The 19,553-nt window shown below is 51.0% G+C and carries 23 protein-coding genes and 1 pseudogene; 12 read left to right on the plus strand and 12 right to left on the minus strand.

The features are described 5' to 3' along the window. Window positions 1–134 precede the first annotated feature (134 nt). The 6 genes from ON16_RS05845 to ON16_RS05870 are packed head-to-tail and all read left to right on the plus strand — an operon-like array spanning window position 135 to window position 5,670. Window positions 135–743 carry a recombinase family protein gene (locus ON16_RS05845; RefSeq protein WP_040660290.1) on the plus strand — a complete coding sequence of 203 codons (609 nt, stop codon included), beginning with the start codon at window positions 135–137 and terminating at the stop codon, window positions 741–743. Continuing rightward, window positions 736–2,640, plus strand: a complete 1,905-nt coding sequence (locus ON16_RS05850; protein ID WP_040660292.1) for a recombinase family protein — start codon at window positions 736–738, stop codon at window positions 2,638–2,640. The genes ON16_RS05845 and ON16_RS05850 overlap by 8 nt, the downstream gene beginning before the upstream one ends. Beyond that, entirely contained in the window at window positions 2,633–3,448 is an 816-nt protein-coding gene (locus ON16_RS05855) for a hypothetical protein (protein WP_193372945.1), read from the plus strand. Before ON16_RS05850 ends, ON16_RS05855 begins: the two co-directional genes overlap by 8 nt. Beyond that, window positions 3,445–3,852, plus strand: a complete 408-nt coding sequence (locus tag ON16_RS05860; protein ID WP_040660294.1) for a hypothetical protein — start codon at window positions 3,445–3,447, stop codon at window positions 3,850–3,852. The genes ON16_RS05855 and ON16_RS05860 overlap by 4 nt, the downstream gene beginning before the upstream one ends. Beyond that, the gene (locus tag ON16_RS05865; RefSeq protein WP_051131568.1) at window positions 3,833–4,807 is read left to right on the plus strand and encodes a ParB N-terminal domain-containing protein; all 975 of its coding nucleotides are present in this window, start codon (window positions 3,833–3,835) and stop codon (window positions 4,805–4,807) included. The genes ON16_RS05860 and ON16_RS05865 overlap by 20 nt, the downstream gene beginning before the upstream one ends. Next, the gene (locus ON16_RS05870) at window positions 4,807–5,670 is read left to right on the plus strand and encodes a DUF6551 family protein (RefSeq protein WP_040660296.1); all 864 of its coding nucleotides are present in this window, start codon (window positions 4,807–4,809) and stop codon (window positions 5,668–5,670) included. Before ON16_RS05865 ends, ON16_RS05870 begins: the two co-directional genes overlap by 1 nt. A 53-nt stretch (window positions 5,671–5,723) precedes the next feature. On the opposite strand, the gene ON16_RS05875 is transcribed toward ON16_RS05870, so the two are convergent. From ON16_RS05875 to ON16_RS16125, 12 genes are all read right to left on the minus strand, one after another. Further along, window positions 5,724–6,983 carry a type II toxin-antitoxin system HipA family toxin gene (locus ON16_RS05875; RefSeq protein WP_040660298.1) on the minus strand — a complete coding sequence of 420 codons (1,260 nt, stop codon included), beginning with the start codon at window positions 6,981–6,983 and terminating at the stop codon, window positions 5,724–5,726. Window position 6,984: 1 nt separating this feature from the next. Next, window positions 6,985–7,305: a helix-turn-helix transcriptional regulator gene (locus ON16_RS05880; protein ID WP_040660299.1), complete on the minus strand. Its 321-nt coding sequence runs from the start codon at window positions 7,303–7,305 to the stop codon at window positions 6,985–6,987. Window positions 7,306–7,381: 76 nt separating this feature from the next. Next, the gene (locus ON16_RS05885; protein WP_051131569.1) at window positions 7,382–9,022 is read right to left on the minus strand and encodes a recombinase family protein; all 1,641 of its coding nucleotides are present in this window, start codon (window positions 9,020–9,022) and stop codon (window positions 7,382–7,384) included. After that, window positions 8,979–9,884: a recombinase family protein gene (locus tag ON16_RS05890; RefSeq protein ID WP_040660303.1), complete on the minus strand. Its 906-nt coding sequence runs from the start codon at window positions 9,882–9,884 to the stop codon at window positions 8,979–8,981. Before ON16_RS05890 ends, ON16_RS05885 begins: the two co-directional genes overlap by 44 nt. A 17-nt stretch (window positions 9,885–9,901) precedes the next feature. Then, the gene (locus tag ON16_RS05895; protein ID WP_040660304.1) at window positions 9,902–11,443 is read right to left on the minus strand and encodes a recombinase family protein; all 1,542 of its coding nucleotides are present in this window, start codon (window positions 11,441–11,443) and stop codon (window positions 9,902–9,904) included. 164 nt (window positions 11,444–11,607) lie between these two features. Further along, on the minus strand, window positions 11,608–11,766 hold the full coding sequence (locus tag ON16_RS15905) for a hypothetical protein (RefSeq protein ID WP_162829295.1): 159 nt from the start codon (window positions 11,764–11,766) through the stop codon (window positions 11,608–11,610). 4 nt (window positions 11,767–11,770) lie between these two features. Beyond that, complete coding sequence (locus tag ON16_RS05900; RefSeq protein WP_040660306.1) at window positions 11,771–12,319, minus strand: recombinase family protein; 549 nt, start codon at window positions 12,317–12,319, stop codon at window positions 11,771–11,773. 530 nt (window positions 12,320–12,849) lie between these two features. Next, window positions 12,850–13,323, minus strand: a complete 474-nt coding sequence (locus ON16_RS05905; protein WP_040660308.1) for an RNA polymerase sigma factor — start codon at window positions 13,321–13,323, stop codon at window positions 12,850–12,852. 313 nt (window positions 13,324–13,636) lie between these two features. Beyond that, on the minus strand, window positions 13,637–14,161 hold the full coding sequence (locus tag ON16_RS05910; protein ID WP_040660310.1) for a hypothetical protein: 525 nt from the start codon (window positions 14,159–14,161) through the stop codon (window positions 13,637–13,639). 112 nt (window positions 14,162–14,273) lie between these two features. Then, a complete protein-coding gene (locus ON16_RS05915) occupies window positions 14,274–15,023 on the minus strand; it encodes an ImmA/IrrE family metallo-endopeptidase (protein ID WP_040660312.1) in 750 nt (249 codons plus the stop codon). Between the two features lie 6 nt (window positions 15,024–15,029). Next, complete coding sequence (locus ON16_RS05920) at window positions 15,030–15,392, minus strand: helix-turn-helix domain-containing protein (RefSeq protein WP_040660314.1); 363 nt, start codon at window positions 15,390–15,392, stop codon at window positions 15,030–15,032. A gap of 241 nt (window positions 15,393–15,633) precedes the next feature. Further along, window positions 15,634–16,041 (minus strand): DNA polymerase Y family protein, encoded by a 408-nt coding sequence (locus ON16_RS16125; RefSeq protein ID WP_243441777.1) that lies wholly within the window; start codon window positions 16,039–16,041, stop codon window positions 15,634–15,636. Between the two features lie 158 nt (window positions 16,042–16,199). Here ON16_RS16125 and ON16_RS05935 point away from each other — a divergent pair, with 158 nt between their 5' ends. From ON16_RS05935 to ON16_RS15750, 6 genes and pseudogenes are all read left to right on the plus strand, one after another. After that, entirely contained in the window at window positions 16,200–16,619 is a 420-nt protein-coding gene (locus ON16_RS05935) for a helix-turn-helix transcriptional regulator (RefSeq protein ID WP_040660319.1), read from the plus strand. An 83-nt stretch (window positions 16,620–16,702) separates the two neighbouring features. After that, window positions 16,703–17,224, plus strand: a complete 522-nt coding sequence (locus ON16_RS05940; RefSeq protein ID WP_243441778.1) for an ImmA/IrrE family metallo-endopeptidase — start codon at window positions 16,703–16,705, stop codon at window positions 17,222–17,224. A 35-nt stretch (window positions 17,225–17,259) separates the two neighbouring features. Next, on the plus strand, window positions 17,260–17,529 hold the full coding sequence (locus ON16_RS05945) for a hypothetical protein (RefSeq protein ID WP_040660321.1): 270 nt from the start codon (window positions 17,260–17,262) through the stop codon (window positions 17,527–17,529). A gap of 41 nt (window positions 17,530–17,570) precedes the next feature. Continuing rightward, entirely contained in the window at window positions 17,571–18,167 is a 597-nt protein-coding gene (locus ON16_RS05950) for a hypothetical protein (protein ID WP_040660323.1), read from the plus strand. A 9-nt stretch (window positions 18,168–18,176) separates the two neighbouring features. After that, a complete protein-coding gene (locus tag ON16_RS15980; RefSeq protein WP_051131571.1) occupies window positions 18,177–19,211 on the plus strand; it encodes a hypothetical protein in 1,035 nt (344 codons plus the stop codon). Window positions 19,212–19,239: 28 nt separating this feature from the next. Continuing rightward, a pseudogene (locus tag ON16_RS15750) lies at window positions 19,240–19,553 on the plus strand (hypothetical protein); the annotation flags it as partial.

A 19,553-nucleotide genomic window follows, 5' to 3' on the forward strand; every position in this document is an offset into this window, starting at 1 on the left:
GGGTTGGAGTGATCCAATCCGTTTTTTTATTTCAAATCTAAACCAGAGGTCAACATCTTGACTTCTGGTTTATTTCTTTCTTAGCCTCCAGTTTATATAATTTTCAAGAAAACATTATGTTCCGGAGGGATTCTATGTCTGATCTGATAAAACGAGACGATGACGCTGATCTCGAAGTCATGCCGTCTTTTGACTTCGTTTTTGAAAAAGAGACCGAGCAGCAGACTCAAATCGCAGAGCATCGTGCGTGGCTTAAGAGCATCAAACATGAACGCCCCCTGCCGAAGCATCACTTCAAGGTTGCGGTCTATATCCGCTATTTTAACCAGACAAAACACGAGGACTACCTCGCGTTTCACAAACAGCAGTTTCTGGATACCATTGGCCTCTGCCCCAACTGGGAGTTTGTCGGCTTCTATGTGGATGAGGGTGGAACCGCGCCAAACATGGAAACAGCCGAGGAATGGTCGAGGCTCCTTCAGGATTGTTTCGAGGGAAAGATCGACCTCATTATTACCCAAAAGGCGAGCAATGTTTCCAAGAAGCAAACGGAACTCAGCTTCTGCGCGAGGATACTCGCCTCGCTCAAGAAGCCCGTTGGCATCTACTTTATTTCTGAGGACATCTACACTCTGGCTTCATATTATCAGGAGGATTTAAAAGATCCGTTTTTTCTCCCCGCCCCTGATTGGAAACTGCTGCCTGACGATGCTCCCGGCATGGGAGGTTTACTCAATGATTGATCAGAGCAAAAAGCAGAAATTGGCGGAGCAAAAGGCGCGTGTCCACAGAAGGGTTTATGCCGAGGTTGATCCGAACAACTACGAGTTTATACCGGCTAAAAAGCAGATCGATTACTATGACAATGATGTTCCGCAGCGCGTCGCCGTATATGCCCGTGTTTCGACAGATAACATCCAGCAGACCTCGTCCTACGAACTGCAAAAGAAGTATTATGAAGAGTTTGTCGTCCATCATCCGAACTGGACGCTGGTAAAAATCTACGCAGATGAAGGGATAAGCGGGACTTCGCTGGCGCACCGGGACGAGTTCAACCGAATGATCTCCGACTGCCGTGCCGGGAAGATCGACATGATCATCACCAAGAGCGTTTCCAGATTTGCCCGAAATGTCGTTGACTGTATCAGCATGGTGCGAACGCTGGCCGAGCTCACACACCCGGTCGGCGTATTCTTTGAGAGCGAGTGCATTTTCTCCCTGAAGGATGACTCTCAGATGGCACTGTCCTTCCAGGCGACCATGGCGCAGGAGGAGTCGCACATCCGAAGCCGCAGCATGGAGACCTCGCTTCGTATGCGACTCGACGGCGGACTTCCATTGACGCCGAAGCTTCTGGGGTATTCCCATGATGCAGACGGAAAATTGGTCATTAACCCAGATGAGCAGTCAACGGTAAAGCTCATCTTTTTCATGTATCTCTATGGTTACTCAACTACCGAAATCGCGGAGGCTCTGACTGAGCTGGGGCGAAAGACCTATCTTGGAAATGTTACTTGGACTTCCAACTCGATTGTTCAGGTACTTCGCAATGAAAGGCATTGCGGAGAGGTTCTGACAAGAAAGACTTTCACTCCGAACTACCTGAATCACAAGTCAAGGAAAAACAAAGGTGACAGGCCCCAGAGTGTCTATCGAAACCATCACGAAGCCATCGTATCAAGGGATGATTACATAGCTGTCCAGCACCTGTTGAACAACGCGAAATACGGAAACAAGTCTATTCTCCCCGAACTTCGGGTCATCGACAGTGGCCTTTTGCGAGGCTATGTTACGATTAATCCCCGTTGGGCGGGATTCAAGGCATCGGATTACTTTCAAGCTGCGGCCAGCCTGAAACCTTCTGCAGAAGTGGAAGATGCCGAGGGTTATATCGAGGAAGATCCTGAAATACATGTTACCGTGGAGGCGGGCGACTTTGATATGCGCGGGTTTGAAATCACCCGCTCCGAATTCTTCGATTCTCACCGCCGCCCGTATGTGGTTTTCCAGGATAAGCAGATCAAATTCAGCACCGACTGCGTTAGGAAGCTTGATAAAAACAATATGGTCGAGTTTCTTGTGAACCCGCGAGAAATGAAGTTCGCCGTCAGAACAGCCGCCAAGGGCAGCCGCCACGCTGTGGCCTGTTCGCGGGTATCAAACGGGATTTACTATCCCAAGACCATTTCCTGTGCGGCATATATGGACACGCTGTATCAGATATTCGGATGGAACTCGGATTTCAAGTATCGCATTTCCGGGACTCTCTTTCAGAAGGGAAACGAAGCCGTCTATTTGTTCAATATGAGCAATGCTGAGGCTTTTATTAAACCCTATCTGATGGCAAGAGCAGCAGAGTCCGATGCTCCGAAAGATGAAATTAAGCCTCTCTCAGTATCAGGCACAAGAGTGCGAGCTGTGCCGCAGGAATGGATGAGTTCCTTTGGAAACCAATACTACCTGCATCAGCACATTTTTCCGCCCGTCGAGTCGCAAAGCGAAAACGATTGGAAAATACGCTTGGAGGGTCAGTTATTTGAAACAGGCGAAAAAATCCATGTTACGGGATTTGACGAACTCAAGCGCTTTATCAATCAGGAACTGAGCAGAGGTGAATTGGAGGAGAAAGCAAATGAATGACTTGAACGATGGGCAGACGCAAGGGGTTCTTGCGGGTATGCTGCAGCATCTTTATGAAGCAACGCCCGACAGCGACACGGCCTTTACCCTGCGAGAAGAAGTCGGCGAGCAGTCCCCCAACTCGACTTCCGTTAATGGCGATGTGATTGAGCTGGGCGGCGAGTTCGATTATGAGGGCTATCAGGTGGTTCGCCGCGAGTTCTTCGCGCATACCAACGAGCCGTCCATCACCTTCAATAATTTCAAGGTGTATGTCAATGCCGCGTGCTTGAGCAGGTTCCCATCTGTGGACTATGTGCAGGTGCTGGTCAACAGTGACAGCAAGATCCTTGCTATCCGTCCGTGCAGAGAGGAGGAACGTGACGCCTTTTCGTGGTGCGTCCCCGGATCGGCCAGGAGAAAGCCACGGCAGATCACCTGCCGTCTGTTCTTTGTGAAGGTGTTTTCCCTCATGGACTGGAACACGGATTACCGATACAAGCTGCTTGGGAAGGTTATCCACGCAAACGATGAATACCTTATCGCCTTTGACCTGTCGGCTACCGAGGTATACCAGCGCGTGTTCAAGGATGGTGAGAAACCCAAAACCTCCCGCACTCCCGTCTTTCCGGAAGGCTGGCAGAACCAGTTCGGATTGCCTTTTAAGGAACATCGCAACTCAATGCAGGTCAATATCTTTGAGGGGTACGCCGTCTATGGCATTAAGGAAAACAGCGTGACTACAACTGCGGAAACCGAGGGCGCGACATCTGATGCACACCCGGTTGAAGCGGCAAATAACAATGCGCCGGGAGGTTCTGATGTATGAGCAGCAAGACAGAAATGGTTGCGAACCTCACCCTTGATATGAAAAGGAATCGGATTCGAATATATAGGGCGACGCTACGCGCGCTCGGAGATCCGGCGTATATCCAGTTTCTGATCAATCCGGAGGAGCTTTATATTGCGATCCTCGGTTCTGAGATTCCGCTGTCCGGTGGAACTGCAAACAGGGTCAAGATACCGAACTCGCGTCTGGATGGCAAGCTGTCTGTCGAGTTCTACAGCGCCGCGCTGCTCGACGGCATATATAGCATCTTCGGCGTGTTGGACCGTGAATATAACTACCGCCTTACAGGTGAGATTGACCAGGTGAATCGGGTGGCTTATTTTTCTTTGCGTACACTGAAGCGAATCGAGCGGAGGAAACTCAATGATGGACAAGGGGTATAGAGAGCTTTGCATTGACGCTGAGTTCAAAACATTGATAAGGCCGCTGCGCCGCGATGAGTATGCCCAGCTTGAGGCGAACCTCGTTCTGGATGGATGCCGTGACCCGATCATAGTATGGAATGATGTCCTTGTCGACGGGCACAACCGCTACGAGATCTGCAATCGGCTTCATATCCCGTATGCGGTTCAGGAGATCGAGTTTGACAGCCGGGAGGACGCCATCGTCTGGATATGCAATAATCAGCTCGGCCGCCGGAACATTACGGAGGAAACCCGCAAGTATCTGATTGGCCGGCAATATGAAGCAGAGAAGGTCGTCGGCTTTCGCAGAAACACGGATGGGCATAACCAGTACACGAGAGCAGACGATTATGACGAGATAGACGAGACCAGTGATATGAGCGGCAAGGAACGCAGGGAAAGCGGCCGGCGTACCGCAAACCGGCTCGGCACAAAATATCACGTTTCCTCGGGAGCTGTACAGAAATACGGGAAATACAGCGCCGCACTGGACACGATTGCAGATAAAGCGCCGGAACTGGTTCCACAGATCTTGTCCGGCAATTACAAGATTTCACACGACAATGTCGTTGCGCTGTCAATGATGGAGGCTGAGGAAGTGCGGAAGCTGAGTCAGAAAGTCGGGCATGGGGCGGCGCCATTCATTCGATACAGCGAGTCGCGGAAGGATTTCACCGATGAACCGGCGCAAAAGCCGGGGCCGAAGCCTCCAGAATTACCCGTAATAAAGACGATGCCCACATTTGATCCTGATGCAGAGGTCACCGGGCTGACTCTCACGATCCCCTCGTGGACGAGCTCTATTGATCGAACAAAAGCCGCTGCGGACTTGCGTACCGTTTCGCCGTCAGCGAAGAGACGGCTTGAAGATGCCTTGCTGTCGCTGCAGAGCAAAGCGCAGGACATGATCCGCGCGATAAAGGAGGACTCCTGATGCCCGATTATAGTATGTTCGTCCCCCATGTTCATTTTGAACTGATCCCAATAAAGAACTTGGTTTCTAATCAGGAGTACCAGCGGAACCTGTCATGGCGTCATGTGCAGAACGCCGCAGAACACTTCGATTTGTACCAGATCAATCCGGTCAAGGTTAGCTGCCGGGAGGGTTCAAATTATGTCTTTAACGGCCAGCATACCATAGAGATCGTGGCGCTCGTTTCGGGGTCACGGGATACGCCGGTCTGGTGCATGATATACGACGATTTGAATTATGAGAACGAAGCGTTTGTCTTTGCCAATCAAATGAAGTTCGTAAAGCCGCTGAAACCCTACGAGGTGTTCATGGCCAACATTGAGGCCGGGAGCGATAAGCAGCTCATCATCAGGGATTTGGTAGAATCGTATTCTCTATCCATCGGACAGGTAAAAGGCTACGGTGTAATCTGTGCCGTATCCGCGCTGGAAGGGATCTACGATAAGTTTGGCTACCATGTATTAGACCGTACCCTGCGTCTGTGCGCGGGGACGTGGGAGGGAGATATGAATTCGCTGTGCGCCAACTTCCTGAACGGTGTCGCAAGGCTTGTGAATACCTACGGGGACAAGCTAAAGGACGAGCTTTTCAAGGAGCGAGTCGGCGCCACCTCGGTCAAACAGCTCACCCGCAACGCAAAAGAACGGCGTCCGGGTTCCCTCGGATTTGCAGAGGCCATGCTTGTTGCATATAACAGGAAATGTAAATATCCTCTGGTTTGGAATAAACTCTATGAGAAAAATCTCGGCACGAGCGACGCGCTGGATGTCGATGTCGATCTGCCAGATGATGAAGTGGACGAAGCGGAAACCGTGGAAGAATAAAAACTGGGTTCCCCTCAAACTCCGTGGGAAACCCAGTTTGCAGTCTTTATTGTTCAGAGCTTTAGCGAGAATGCCGGTCGCATATATTCAACAGCACCTCGGCTCAGTCCAAATCTATCTGCGACCCTTTCCCAGCTCTCCTGCACCGTTGTGACGATGTCTGATGCGGCTTTCTCCGCTTCTGCCTTTGTCAGTCCGAAATATTCGGAAACCTCCATCGCCAGATCCAGATCGATGCTGTTGTCCAGCTCGGTCACATTGAGCGAGAGTCGGTCGCCGGATGGGATCGGGTTCACATCAAAGAGCGGAGAGAGTTTCCAGCCGGACGGCGTCAGGAGGAAACCGTGGTTGCGAAGATGGTCATCCGTGTTGGACACCGCCATATTGAATACGATTCGCTTCCAAAGCTCCTTGAGATCACGCTTTGGTTCCGCACCGTTTGCGCGGATAAAGGCGGCTATATCAAGATAGCTCGTTCCGTCCGCGCCGGAAGCGCCGTCAGTTTTGCCCAGCAGCGTCATGGCGGAGGCGAAATGAATGCGCCGTTTACCATCGCGGTCAAAGCGCTTTACCAGAAAGGTGCTGCCATTTTTTGAAAAGGTTTCGAGCTTTGACTCCGGCGCATCCAATGTGCAGCGCCGTGCCAGCTCATGGACGACTTTTTCCCATGCACCGGTGTTGCTCTCATCGTGCTTGGATGGAAACTTGGCTATCCAGAGTGAGCCATCGGTTGCCTGGACGGTCGCTTTCGGTCTGGCTCCTCCCAGAGAGGAGCCGGGAGCCAGGAGCTCTTTCAGCCAGCGCTCGTCGAGTCCGCTGTCGTCATTCTCAAATGCGATGGAGGCGTTCTCCAGCGTCCGCAAGTTGATCCACGGAGGCGTGGCGTAGACTTTCTCGTTTGAAACAAATTCTCCGCCCTCCTCCAAGCTGAATCGAAGAGCGCCCATACGGGATTCGTCATATACGCCGAGCAGGAAATCGCTATCCGTCAGCTTGCGGGGTTTGCGATCCTCTTTTCGCGCTTCGATGGCCTCTTTTCGCGTCATGAGGAGCCGACCCCAGCGATCAGGACAAGAGTCCGCGAACAGTCCAAACAGCTTCTTATCCAACGGAGCATACTGCCGCCCCTTGTAGAGCGAGAGATCCGGGTCAAGAGGGTATGCGCTCTCAAAGGAACTCAGCCATTCCGGGGTGTATTCAAACGAGAAGCTCTCAACCCCTCTTACAAACGAGGCGCGCAAGATCCCTACCAGCGACGGGGCTGCGGCGCGCCAGTTCTCATATACATATATCGTTTTTTCGGCCTGAGCCATACTAATCACCTTTCTTTGGCGCCCGTTTCCTCGTTGGCAGTTCAAGGTCTTGCAGCTTCCGTCCAAACTCGTCGTCTTTGGCGATCAGGAGCAGGTCTGCGTCCAGATTGTTCAGCGCGTGAAGGACAGCAGCATAGGAGCCTATTGCAACGGTTGAAGAGCCCTTTTCTATTGAGTTTAGCGTCTGCCTGCTGATTCCTGCCCGTTCCGCAACGAGCTCGGAGGTCAGCTTTCTCCGGAGCCGCGCAAGCCTGATCTGCTCACCCATCCGCTCGAGTATCTCTCGGGTTCCGGGCATGATAACCGCCGATTTCTTGCTCATTCAATTACCGCCGTTCTTGTAATGTCTAATATAATATACAAATATAGCGATATTGTCAAGTGTATAGGCTGTTATATTACTCGGCAGTGATGTTTTCTTCTACGATATAGCCGCCCCCGAATATGATATCCAGCTTTCCGCTTGGGTAGACCTTGATGCATTCAATCATTTGGCGGACAATGGAGTCGTCATATTGAAATCCGCTTTGCTCCCGTTCGGAGATGACTCGCTGAATCTGGTCGAGGCGGTCATTGGGAGAATTGTCCGAGCTGGCAAGCTCCTGTATGGCGTTGATTCTGTTCTTGAGGAGCGCAATCGTATCCGAGATTTGTTTGAACTCATCCTCGCGGCTTTCGATGTCGTTTCCGGTCTGAACGCTTTCATTGATCAATTCAAGCATTTTTCGGTTCAGCGCATCGACTTTGCGCTGGAGCAGGTCGACTTCGTCGGAGCATCCGTTCAAGCCGATTGCCTCGCCGATGGTTGCTTTCATAAGCGCCATGTAGGTGGGTCTGTCCTCCTCGTTAAATCTGTTGAGCGCTCGCATGATGGCGTTTTGGAGTGCTTTCTCATCGATGGTGGCGGATTCCTTACAGTACTTCTTTCCGTAGTCGAGACGGTTTATGCACCGCCAGACGACCCTTTTTTGCTTATAGGCAGTCCATGTGACTCTCTTATAGCGGCTGCCGCACTCCCCACAGATTAGCACATCCGTCAGGGCAAATCGAGAGTATTTTCCTGACGAAGTGATCGAGGATTTTGTGGACTTCGGCGCTACTGTTTTTCTCCTGATGAGTTCTTCCTGAACCTTGTGAAAGGTATCGCGGCTGATAATTGCCGGATGGCTGTTCTGTACATAGTACATGGGGGCCTCGCCCGTGTTCTTGCGCCTTGTCTTAGATATGCAGTCGACGGTCACGGTCTTCTGGAGAATTGAGTCGCCGCAGTATTTTTCGTTTGCAAGGACATTGGCTATCATGGAGCTGCTGAAGGATAAATTCTTACCGGGGATTTCGGTGTGTTCAGCTTTTAGGACAGCCGAGATGCGGGGAGGCGTTTCGCCGGCAAGGTACATATTGAAGATTCGCATAACGATTGCAGCTTCGTCCGGAACTACCTCCGGCATTCCATCCTCGCCTTTCCGATATCCGAGGAGCTTCTTGTACATAAAGATTGAATTGCCATCCTCAAATTTTTTGCGATAGCTCCATGTGATGTTTTTGCTCATGCTTTCGGATTCGGACTGAGCGAAACCGGCGTATATGACGAGGTAGAGTTCGCTGTCAATTTTGAGCGTGTCAATGTTCTGCTCCTCAAAAAGCACCCCGATGCCTCTGGATTTCAGGATTCGTACATGATCCAGACAGTCCACCGTGTTTCTGGCGAAGCGAGAGACGGACTTGGTGATGATGTAGTCGATTTTTCCGGAGAGGCAGTCGTTAATCATCTTTTTGAACTCAGGCCGTTTATCGGCACGAGTTCCAGAAATGCCCTCATCGGCATAAAGCCCCGCAAATTCCCAGTCTGTCCTTGCGGCGATCATCTCCGTATAGACCTTCTTTTGCGTGGTGTAGGAAGTGAGCTGTTCCTCGCTGTCCGTGGAGACTCGGCAATAAGCCGCCACGCGCTGCTGTCGGTACTTTTCCTTATCTACGATCAGGGAACGCTTCGGCTCAATGACCGTGATTGTCTTTTTCGGTATCTTGGTTGCTTGCATTGTCATCATCTCCGATTTCCGTGTCCGTCTTGGTATGAAGGGTGATCCTGCCTCCGTCGTCAAGGGATATGTAGCTGACGAGATCGGTGAAGTAGCTTTCGCTGAACTCCTCCTGCGGCGTCATCATCTCAGCGCGTTTTCTGGCGATAGAGGCAGCGATGTTAATTCTGGTTTCGCTTTCTCGGTAGAGTTGACTCGCCATTTCCGCAGTTTTGGCAATTATGAGTTCTTCATTTGGATTGTCTCTCTCAAGCTCGAGGCTGATTTCGTTATTCAGCTTCAAGACAGCCGGAGACATCTCAGGCCGCTTTTTGCGCCGCGGAATCAGGAGCCTTGTGTTGTTGATGATTCGATTCATCAGCACATTGACCTTCTCCAAAAGCTGCGTGTCGCCAATACGGACCTTGATTCCGCACTCGTCATTTGTACACATCCAGCTTTCACGGATGCAGTGTTTGGTGCTGACGCGCCGTTTCATGGGTGCGCCGCACTGTTGGCAGCGAATATAATCCCGCAGGAGGTTGATTGCCCCGGTATCTTTCTCAAATGTATTGCGCTGTCTGGCGGTTTTCAGGCGGATCGCCGTTTCGTAGAGTGCTTCATCAATAATGGGGTCATATTCATCATCGCCGGTGTATTTGGCATTGTCGATGATTCTGGCGATACGCGCTTTATCCCATGTGTCTGTGCGCTCGCTATAGGGTATCTTTCGCCCGGTCAGTTCCTCGGCAATGGCTTTCAGCGATGCGCCGCTGATGTAGGCATCGAATATTTCCCGAATAACATCGGCTTCACCATGTTCGATGACCGTCCTGCCGTTTCGGATCGTATAGCCATATGGGATGTAGCGTATCTTTTTCATGTCGAGATTCTCCTGTTTCAGATCAGCTCTGTGAATCTGAGGCCGCCGATCATAGTAAGCGTCATTTCATCGTTATGGTCAATTGAGATCGCCTTTACGACCTCAGTAAACAGCTTTTCGTCAAAACGTTCGAGCGGATCTTCCAGCTCTTCCAGTATGGTTTTCAGGTGCTTCACATCGTCGAGCATTTGGATGATATGGGAGTCCAGCTCCGTCTGGCGCTCTTTTTTCAACTTGGCAAGCTGGTTGTTGATATCTCGGGACTGGGTTTGATGCACTTCGGGAGCGAGGTAACCTTTGGCGCGGAGCTGTTCGAGCATGAGAAGCTTTGCGTTCAACTCGGCTATGCTCTGGCTCATCTCTCGTGCGGCGGTGTTGTTTTTCTTATATAGCAGGACGGCCGACTCAAGCCGGGATATGACCTGCCCGAGTATATCCTCCTCTCCGAAGCGGAGCTTGTTCACCATAGCGGTGAACCCGTCGTAGATGCGTTCTTCGCTGTAGTAGCTTGATTCACAGGCGTTTCGGTCATTTATATGTCGGCAGCAAGCCCATTTGACGGTTCCAGAAACGAGCCGTCTACGAAAATACGAGCCGCACTCAGAACACTGAATGCGGCTCGTAAGAGGATATATGTTTTGTGTTGCCACTTTTGAGAAGTTCTCCTGCCTCTTTTGCAGAAGCGCCTGAACTTTACCAAAGGTGTCCTGGTCGATCAGCGGCGCGTGAGTCCCTTTCGCATAGAACTGATCCTCCTGACCTCTGTTGGCGTATTGCCTAAACGGGACTGTCGTATCTCGGTAGGTTTTCTGATAGCGGCAATCGCCAATATATCTTTCGTTTCTTAAGATGTAAGCAACCTTTGCGGAGCGCCATGTTCCTTTACCTGTCTTAGTCTGGATGCGTCGGTTATTCAGCTCCCGAGCAATTTCGGTTGTGGAGCAACCGTTCAGATACATTCTGAAGATCGAGCGGACGATTTCAGCTTCCGGTTCGTACACTGTCAGTTCCTTGTTCATGAGACGGAATCCGTATGGGGCGTTGCTGTCCACATATTCGCCGTCCTCCATGCGTTTTACGATGGAGAGACGCTGGTTCTGGGAGATCGCCTTGGATTCTTCCTGCGCGATAGCGGAGAAGGTGTTTAGGAGCATCTCGTCGCCAAGCGCCAGCGTGAAGATTCCTTCCTTTTCGAACTGAACGCCGATGCCGAGTAGCTTTAGCTTTCGGACATACACGAGGGACTCTTTCGCGTTTCTGGCGAACCGTGACACGGACTTCGTAATAATGAGGTCGATCTGGTGAAGCTCACACATACGGATCATCCGTTGGAACTCTGTGCGGTTCTCGGCGTTCATCCCTGAGAGTCCTTCATCTGCGAATATTTCCACCAGTTCCCAATCCCTGCGTTTCTGGATCATGCTGGTGTACACTCGAATCTGGTTCGCGTAGGAGCTCTGCTGATCTGCCGAATTGGACGATACTCGACAATAAGCAGCGACTCTGGACTTAGCCATAGCCTGTCGTGTGATTGGCGATATCAGTCTTGCTTCGGGCATCAGCGGCAACTCCCTTTCTCAAAAGTGATTATGTTTTCGTGCTTTTTGTATATGTTTTGGTCTGTATCATAATGTGATACAGGCCTCCGGTTGGCCGGCAACACACAGTATACCGACACCTTTTCCGAATAGCTATACAAATATGAGGAAAAGAGAGAAAAGATTTAATCAGCTAAAACGATGTCCGCTCCGGTCAGTTTGAGATAGTAGTTTTTGGCTCGCAGGTATTCCTTCTGGGTGATGGAACCAAGGCCGAGCATCTCTTTCAAAACGCTTACAATGAAGAGATAGTTGGCGTTTTTGGTATTCAGATGCGATATCACAGCCTCACCACCTCCTACAACATCCTAATCCGGAACGCTTCTTCTTTTCCCAGTCGTTAGGATCATAGTCGGATTTGCAGTCGCTGTCGTAGTCCTCCGGCTCACAGTCACCCATATAGCATTCCACGCGTGCCCGTGCGGTTCTGCCTTCTTCCAGCTCATCCATGAACCTGTCCATGTCGTAGTCGCTTTTCATCTTCTTGAAATTGAAAACGCCACGACCGGGAGCGCAGATCCTGATGCCTTTTTTGTCCAGGCAGGCCATGAGGTCAAAGGCAGAGAGAAGGCTGTCGCTGAGCTGGCCAAGGCTATTGACCACCAGAATGTCGAACGCGCCCTCATTCGCTGCCTGCAACATCTGCGAAACGCCATATCCACCACGACGGCGGTTAAAGTCGATAGAGACACCGGCGACTGCGAGATTCTGGGTGGCCGCAAAGGAGCGGAGCGTTTCCTCCAGTGAATTGTAGTAGGAATCAGGTGTGTGGGTTTTCCTTATGTATATCCATGCGCGCTTTTGGGCGGCAGAGCTCGCCTCGATGTAATTCTTCATTTTTCGTTCCTCCTCTTTTGTTTCATCGCTTAGTGGCACAAAAACGGAGACCCCCAGCCATAAGGGGTGGCGATCTCCGTGGCTTCTGACATTAAGCCATGGTGTTGCTATTGTCAGTCTGACTCTATTCGACACAATTTCCCGAGTCTTGGGCGACGACGAGAACAGCGGCTGGCGCCGCTTCACAGGATTCTAACCTCCCCGAGGATCTCTCCGGGCTGCCCCCATTGCGTGATTCTGTGGCTGGGCAGGAGTACCATTGTAGGTTGACAAGGTCATTGCGAAACAGCTTGCCACGGCTGTCTTTCGGTTGGATGGGTACCGCTCGCACCTCTTGGCCGTCTTTTCCGGCAGGATTACTCCCGCCGTAGGTGGTCTTGGCGCATCCTCCGATGTCGCTTGCCCCTTTCGGGCTTGCCAACTGATGTGTTCAGGTCGTCGGATATGACCGCATGACTGCGGTATTTGTCAAAGTGCAGGAGAGGGATTGTTTGTTCCCTCACTGTGTAGCCGACGAGAAGGCACGTTTGTCACCCTTCACGCAAAAGTTTTTTGATTCTGGCGAGTTTTTTGTTTACGGTGTTCCTCGCACAACCATCCTTCTTCGCTATATCTGACTGACTGTAGTCATCTATGACCATGAGCGTAATAAGTTCCAAATCATTGGTTGATAGTGCTTTGAGGCTGGCACACAGTTCTTCATCCTCAATCGTTTCAACCCAGCTATACCGCCCAGTGAAGTCATCTTCACTGAAGGTAACCTTTAGCGAGTCGAACTTCTTAAAGAGACCGGACATGCTGTCTTCATCATCATCGCTAAACGATTCCGAGGGAAGCGGCTGAGTGTGCTCTCTGTACCTGCGTTCACTGAGAAAAGCATTCCAGTCGAATTCATACATTTCTTGGATTTCTTCTTTGGACATTCCAGCTTTGCGGTACTTCTTGCGGAGGAGTGCCCACTTTTGCTCGTACTTTTTCCTCTCTGCGGCATGATTAAAGCCCATTTTTCATTCTCCTTATCGATTTCTGGTTTTGTGGCGCGTGGGAAAAACCAGAAACCGATGGGGGAGAACGGCAGCCGGGGCAGATGTGCCTGTATGCCTTGTTCATGCTTACTCTCCAAAAATGGGCAGCAAAAAAGGCCGGGCGCGAATTGAATCACGCCCGGCCTTTATGCCCCCGTATTGGCTGGAGAGACGAGGAACGCCGCAAGACCGATCAGGTCTTGCGGCGTCTTGGTATTATTCCCCAGCATGGACAGTGTAGCATATCAAAAGTCGCTTGGGAGTAGGAAAAGGGTGGGTATTTCGTCGGTTTTCAGTCGGTAAACAGTCGGCGCACCTCCGGCAGTGTATATCCGAACAGGCATATCCCGAACAAATAAAGAGCCTCCTTTTTTCTGTCATAGAACACGCTTCGCTCAATATTCAGCATTTCGGAAATCTCCGGCTCCGTGAGAGGGAACCGGCTGATGTATTGCTTGTCCAGAATCTGATAGTACATATCCCCATAAACGGGGTATACCTTCACGCGGGCAAGCGCTTTGTTGATGAGTTCAACGTACATCCGCGTTTCACAAACGCAGCAGACTCGCTCGGCAAACTTGTCGATCTCTACGGTGGGCGCAAAATCCGCGAGATATCGGAAGCCGACTGCGGCATTCTGGTTCCCGGCCTCATACGCATAGTCGTGCATTTCTTCGAGGTGATCGTCAAGCGCCCAGGTGACGTCCCGATAAATCTTCAGCAGCAGTTTCGATTTGTGGAACACCGTGTCGCCATCCATGCCAAGCGAAGCAATTTTCGCTTTGTGCTTGCGTAATGCTGCGGTATCTTTTGCCATTCGTAAACCTCCCTTGAGCCATAAACCGGAAAAATCCGATCTGTTAGCTACGTTAGCGCACCTGCTAACACGATGGGGTAAAAGCGGCGGGGCCTGAGCCCCGCCCGCATATTCAATCGCAGACGATGACGTCGAGTGAACGCAGCATGTCGGCCTGCTTCAGCCGAATGCGAACCGCTGTCCGTGAAACATCAAAGATTTCAGTCAGTTCCGTAATCACACCGGTCGTTTCCTTTGACCCGCAGCCTTCGATGATATATGAACCGGCATGGTGGCGATGCATAACCGCCAGCGCCACAGGATAGAACACGCAGGCGGGCATCAACATGGACGAAGCAAATCTGTCCGCCTGCCATTCCAGCCAATCGCTCTCCGACCAGAACTCCCGCCGATTATCTCTGTTCGTATTGGCTTTCCTGCATGCAATGTACGGACGGGATTGACGGAGATTGAACTTGTTCCCGTCCGCGTAATACATCTGCCGATGGATGATCCAATGCGAAACTTCATGCGCGATGGTAAAGCGCCGGCGATGGTGGTTTTCCTCCGGCATAAGGCTGGCGTCAACGACAATTGTGCCGGCCATAAGGTGCTCCTGAATCATCTTCTTTTCCAGACTCATGACTTCAACATTGATGTCGTCAAAGTTGATCATGCCAAGTACGCTGCCGTGTGCCGACAGGAAACGGTCAATAATTGTCAGGCTGTATGATTCATCGGCAAGCGCCTCAATCTCCAAGGGCTGAGCTTTTTCAAGCATATACGGAGCCTGCTCCCGCAGGACGAGTTCGGCGATCTTGTCAAAATCACCGCTGTGGAAGAGATACATGCCATTGCTTTTCTGGCTTAACGGAATTTTCATGATGCTCTATCCTCCGTTGTCAATGGAGTCAATAATTCTGATCCACATGGTATCAGGGATATTGCAGTCGCGGGCCTTTCTGAGAGCAACCCTCGCAAGCTCAGAGTTCTGGATATACGCGCTTAGATCGGGGTACAGGCCCTGCCGCCTGCGACCGACCAGATCATACAGCTTAGTCTCGTCCTCTCGGGAGAGACGGAGCCCTTTGATGAAGGCCGGGAGGAGCTTCTCCGATGGTGTGCGGTTGTCCTTTTCGATGTCGTGAAGATATGGCGCAGCAATGTCCAGCTCCGCGGCAAATCCGCGCAACGTCTTTCCAAGCTGCTCACGCCGCTCCTTTATAAAGCTGCCGAGCGTTATCGTGTCCATGTTGAGTTTCCTTTCTGTTATTGATACATCATACCGGGCATGACCACTTTTTCTCGACCATCGGACGACATTTTCAAGTTTCCCGTAAAGCAAGCCGAATATATGGCCCTTTTGCCGAACCTGCCGCGGATTTCTTCGACCGCCGTATCCAAACGCTCCCGCCGTTCACGCTTGGCGGTATCCTCGAAGATGTTTGCCTGATACGGCGTATCGACAGGAATGAGGTTAATCGCCCTGACTATCACGGCACGGACTTTGCTTGTCCAGCGGTAGTTTGCCTCAAAGAGCTATCTTGCTTTTCTGGCGATCTGCCGCTCACATCGCACCAGCACTCATCCATGACGTACCCTTCGACCTGATCGGTATATCTTTCATAAATTGTCCGAGTCAATTTGGAATACTTGAGATACTCGTCATATTGTGGCGGCACCATGATAATATCCGGGCAACACTGGCTCGCCTCCCAATTGACCATCCCCGTTTTAACCCCGCGTTTCTTGGCGAGCTCTGATTTGGCGAGGACGATACCGTGCCTTGATTGGGTGGAGCCGCACACGACGACGGCCTTCCCCCGCAGCGCAGGATTGAGCATCATCTCGGCCGAAGCGTAAAAGCAGTTCAGAACGATGTGAAGTATTACTCTCTCCATGTTTTTTCTCTTAAGACTCTTGACAAAAGGTGCAACTTCATATAGTATTTTGATGTAATCGGATTTCATCTACGTCATGATTATACGAAATCTGATTTCTCTTGTCAATACCATTTCAGAAAAAAGTGCAATCGGATTTCATCACATGGAGGCGCAACATGAAATTTGGAGATAAGGTGCGTGAGCTGCGCACGAAAAAGGATATCACGCAGGCGGAGCTGGGCAAGCTGGTCGGCGTTACCAAGCGCACCGTCGCCGGTTGGGAGAATGACGGGCGCTATCCGCAAAAGCGCGATTTGTATGATGCGCTTGCGAAGGTGTTTGAGGTTCCTACCAGCTACTTAGCCTCTGAGGAGGAAGAGTTCATATCCGATGCAGCGGAGCGTTATGGCGTAAAAGGTGAACGGGACGCCAAAGCGGTTCTGACTCAGGCTGCCGCTGTTTTTGCCGGCGGTGAGCTCAGCGATGAGGATCGCCTCGCGTTTATGACTGAGATCCAGCAGCTTTATCTGGAATCCAAGGACATTGCGGCAAAAAAATTCACCCCCAAGAAATACAGAAAAGACGACGCGCGATAAATCGTTTACAGTCCGTATTATGGGACTACTTACGATGTATGCTGTATGCGTGATATTATCTGTACCCAACTGGAGGTGAGGAAATGACTGGAGATTTTATACATCGAGAGGTTCACAGGGTCATGGCAAAATATAAGACCAATGACCCTTATGAGCTGCTTGACGCGCTTGGCGTGGAGGTCCGTGAGTCCCGTGCGTATGGACCACATGGACTGAAAGGGTATTGCTATTTTTCCAAGCGGACGATATTTGTTGTTCTCAACGCCTTTCTGCCTGAGATTGAGCAACGGATCGTTGCCATGCACGAGGCCGCGCATGTGATACTCCATCAGGCTCAAATCAAGGTTGCTCCGATGAGGGATAATGTAATATACGACATGACCTCCAGAACGGAGTATCAGGCAAACCTGTTTACTGCTGATTTCCTCATTTCTGATGAGGCTATTGAGGAACTGACGGAGCAGGAGGACATGGATTATTTTCGTATGTGCAAGGAGCTCTATGTGAGCCCCGATCTGATGTCGTTTAAGCTGTTCTCCATGATCCAGCGCGGCTATCGCTATAATCTGCCGCAGGGCCTGAACAGCACATTCCTGAAAAACTGAGCAAATGACGGCACTCTGATATGCAAGGTGATGACATGACCGTCAAGGTTTATGTGCTGGTATCCGCTGTCTTTGATGCGGACGGGACATTGATCCCTATATCGCTGACATGGGAGGACGGGACGGTATATGCAATTGATCGTGTTCTGGACATTCGTCAGGTGCCAGCGCTGAAAGCCGGGGGGCAGGGCGACCGATACACGGTCATCATAAACGGCCATCAGAGCTATCTGTTCTTCGAACGGAACGCCTTGATGACCGGGAACAATCTGGGTCGCTGGTTTGTGGAGCGCAGGGCGGCATGACAGGGAAATCGTAGAAAAACAGACAGTATGAGGTGACGGCGATGGCGGAAATTCTGATAGATAAAGATAGATTTGATTTTTTGCAATATGCCTTTTTCGGCGGCGACAAGCCCTTTCCGGCCGTAAGCGACCGCGCATATCGTGACCTGTGCCGAACGCTTCGCTTTCATGGTGAGAGCGGCACAAAGTACCGCGACCATGTGGGCAAGGTTTTAGAAGCGGAAATCACAGCCATGCTTTCAAAACTTCCCGATACTCAGGCGGGATATGACACATGGCATCATGCGCTCTGTGATGAGCTAATCGGGTATTACGCTTCTACTGGTTTCGAATTCAATCTTGGCCATGCTCAGAAATGGGTCAACATGACCATGAAATACATATACATCTATGGTCAGCTTGATGTAACCCCTGTGTTCGACTATCTCCATGTGCCGCTGGATTCCTATGTTTTTGGCGCTGTGGAGAATGATCTGGGGATAAAGCCGCCCTGCAGCGCGTGGAGTAAACTCACGAGCTATGAGCAGTACATTCGGTATCAGAAGAGGATACGGGCGGCGGTGACAGCGCCTCCGCTGCGGTGGGAGTTCCAGAACTGGCTCTCTGAAGCAAAGCGTCGGAATATGAACCAAGAATAGAGGCTGGACATGAAGATTGAAATGGGAGAATCCCTGATATACTCGTGGCTGCGCCATGAAAAGCAATGCCAGTTGGCGCAGACCAACTGGAAAGCGTCACCCTATTGGGTGTTGGACAGCCGGGGCGAGCTGCAATCGCTTTATGAGAAATTTGCTCAGTACTATCAGGACAAGTATCAGTACGACATTTTTAAGGGCTGTTCTATGGAGCAGCTCATCAAGCAGGCGGAGATCGATGCCATCGGCATCTCGTTCTCCCAGTCCGCGCAGAGCATTTACGCCGTTGATATTGCCTATCACGAGGCGGGGCTAAACTACGGGGACAAGAGCAAGACGCTGACGAAGATAATCCAGAAATGCGTGCGAACCGCGCTGTGCTTATATGGCTTCTTCAGCATTGCAACTGGTGAAATCATTTTTGCCTCACCAAAAATAAACCCGGCAATCGAAAAAGAACTTTCTCCCATGTTTGTGGAGCTGACCGACCTGTTCTCGCAGCTCGGATTGGAGTTTACTGCGACTCTATATTGTAACGATACTTTTCTGACTGGGATCATGCAGCCCGTACTGAAAAAGGGTACGAGCATCGCGGACACATCAGAGCTGTTTTTGCGCAGCGTTCAGATGTACCAGATGTTCGCCGGGAAAGCAGCGCCCGCGCCGGCAACGGCTTCAAAAGAGCAGATTGTCATCGCTCAATCGAAACCGCGCACAGGTTCGTATACCGATGAGGGAAAGGCAATCGAACGCATACCCAAGTGGGCGCTTAGCCCGGAGCAAAACAATTACAAAATCATTCGGGCCTATTATCAGCTACTGAATGAACGGGGACTGGTCACCCGGCCGGAGCTGGAGGCCCGCTGTCATGATCAAAGCAAACACCCGGATGTATATGTACGGGACTTCCGTGGCAATTTCGCATCCATGAAAACTGACAAGGGCAAGAGCCACGGGAAAGTCTTTACTGATGACGGGTATAATGTGCGAGTTTGGAGCGCCGTATCGCAGACCTTGGAGCAGAACCGCAGCCTGTTCCTGGCGTAAGCGTATCAAGTGATGTTCGGAGGGAATGATGGAAAACATCGTATTTGAGCGTGACTATGAGGAAGAACATCGTCAGCAAGATGGAAATGACGCCGCATCCGCGATATTTGAGATTGCCACTGATGGAGGGTTCATCGCGGCATACGCTGATGCAATGCAGGTCATTCCCAAGGTGGTTGTTCCCGCTGATAAAGAAAACTACGAATATTTGCTTCAACGGTCAGACGAGCTTGCGCAACGCTGGGGCGGCAAAGTCCGCGGAGTTGTAAACTACGAGAAATGGGAGGCCACAATAGATCTGCTTCTGCCGTTTGCCGAGTTTTGTGATCGTGACGATCGTAA

This window comes from Oscillibacter ruminantium GH1 (assembly GCF_000307265.1).
In the GTDB taxonomy this organism is placed as follows: Bacteria; Bacillota; Clostridia; order Oscillospirales; family Oscillospiraceae; genus Oscillibacter; species Oscillibacter ruminantium.

What these genes read in the sequence shown, in the direction of transcription:
- ON16_RS05895 (WP_040660304.1), bottom strand. Translation starts at nt 11,443, where the DNA reads ATGCCCGAAGCAAGACTGATATCGCCAATCACACGACAGGCTATGGCT.
- ON16_RS05920 (WP_040660314.1), bottom strand. Translation starts at nt 15,392, where the DNA reads ATGGACACGATAACGCTCGGCAGCTTTATAAAGGAGCGGCGTGAGCAG.
- ON16_RS05940 (WP_243441778.1), top strand. Translation starts at nt 16,703, where the DNA reads ATGACTGGAGATTTTATACATCGAGAGGTTCACAGGGTCATGGCAAAA.
- ON16_RS05905 (WP_040660308.1), bottom strand. Translation starts at nt 13,323, where the DNA reads ATGGGCTTTAATCATGCCGCAGAGAGGAAAAAGTACGAGCAAAAGTGG.
- ON16_RS05880 (WP_040660299.1), bottom strand. Translation starts at nt 7,305, where the DNA reads ATGAGCAAGAAATCGGCGGTTATCATGCCCGGAACCCGAGAGATACTC.
- ON16_RS05870 (WP_040660296.1), top strand. Translation starts at nt 4,807, where the DNA reads ATGCCCGATTATAGTATGTTCGTCCCCCATGTTCATTTTGAACTGATC.
- ON16_RS05935 (WP_040660319.1), top strand. Translation starts at nt 16,200, where the DNA reads ATGAAATTTGGAGATAAGGTGCGTGAGCTGCGCACGAAAAAGGATATC.
- ON16_RS05875 (WP_040660298.1), bottom strand. Translation starts at nt 6,983, where the DNA reads ATGGCTCAGGCCGAAAAAACGATATATGTATATGAGAACTGGCGCGCC.
- ON16_RS05900 (WP_040660306.1), bottom strand. Translation starts at nt 12,319, where the DNA reads ATGAAGAATTACATCGAGGCGAGCTCTGCCGCCCAAAAGCGCGCATGG.
- ON16_RS16125 (WP_243441777.1), bottom strand. Translation starts at nt 16,041, where the DNA reads ATGGAGAGAGTAATACTTCACATCGTTCTGAACTGCTTTTACGCTTCG.
- ON16_RS05855 (WP_193372945.1), top strand. Translation starts at nt 2,633, where the DNA reads ATGAATGACTTGAACGATGGGCAGACGCAAGGGGTTCTTGCGGGTATG.
- ON16_RS15980 (WP_051131571.1), top strand. Translation starts at nt 18,177, where the DNA reads ATGAAGATTGAAATGGGAGAATCCCTGATATACTCGTGGCTGCGCCAT.
- ON16_RS05950 (WP_040660323.1), top strand. Translation starts at nt 17,571, where the DNA reads ATGGCGGAAATTCTGATAGATAAAGATAGATTTGATTTTTTGCAATAT.
- ON16_RS05885 (WP_051131569.1), bottom strand. Translation starts at nt 9,022, where the DNA reads ATGCAAGCAACCAAGATACCGAAAAAGACAATCACGGTCATTGAGCCG.
- ON16_RS05915 (WP_040660312.1), bottom strand. Translation starts at nt 15,023, where the DNA reads ATGAAAATTCCGTTAAGCCAGAAAAGCAATGGCATGTATCTCTTCCAC.
- ON16_RS05845 (WP_040660290.1), top strand. Translation starts at nt 135, where the DNA reads ATGTCTGATCTGATAAAACGAGACGATGACGCTGATCTCGAAGTCATG.
- ON16_RS05860 (WP_040660294.1), top strand. Translation starts at nt 3,445, where the DNA reads ATGAGCAGCAAGACAGAAATGGTTGCGAACCTCACCCTTGATATGAAA.
- ON16_RS05865 (WP_051131568.1), top strand. Translation starts at nt 3,833, where the DNA reads ATGATGGACAAGGGGTATAGAGAGCTTTGCATTGACGCTGAGTTCAAA.
- ON16_RS05910 (WP_040660310.1), bottom strand. Translation starts at nt 14,161, where the DNA reads ATGGCAAAAGATACCGCAGCATTACGCAAGCACAAAGCGAAAATTGCT.
- ON16_RS05850 (WP_040660292.1), top strand. Translation starts at nt 736, where the DNA reads ATGATTGATCAGAGCAAAAAGCAGAAATTGGCGGAGCAAAAGGCGCGT.
- ON16_RS05890 (WP_040660303.1), bottom strand. Translation starts at nt 9,884, where the DNA reads ATGAAAAAGATACGCTACATCCCATATGGCTATACGATCCGAAACGGC.
- ON16_RS05945 (WP_040660321.1), top strand. Translation starts at nt 17,260, where the DNA reads ATGACCGTCAAGGTTTATGTGCTGGTATCCGCTGTCTTTGATGCGGAC.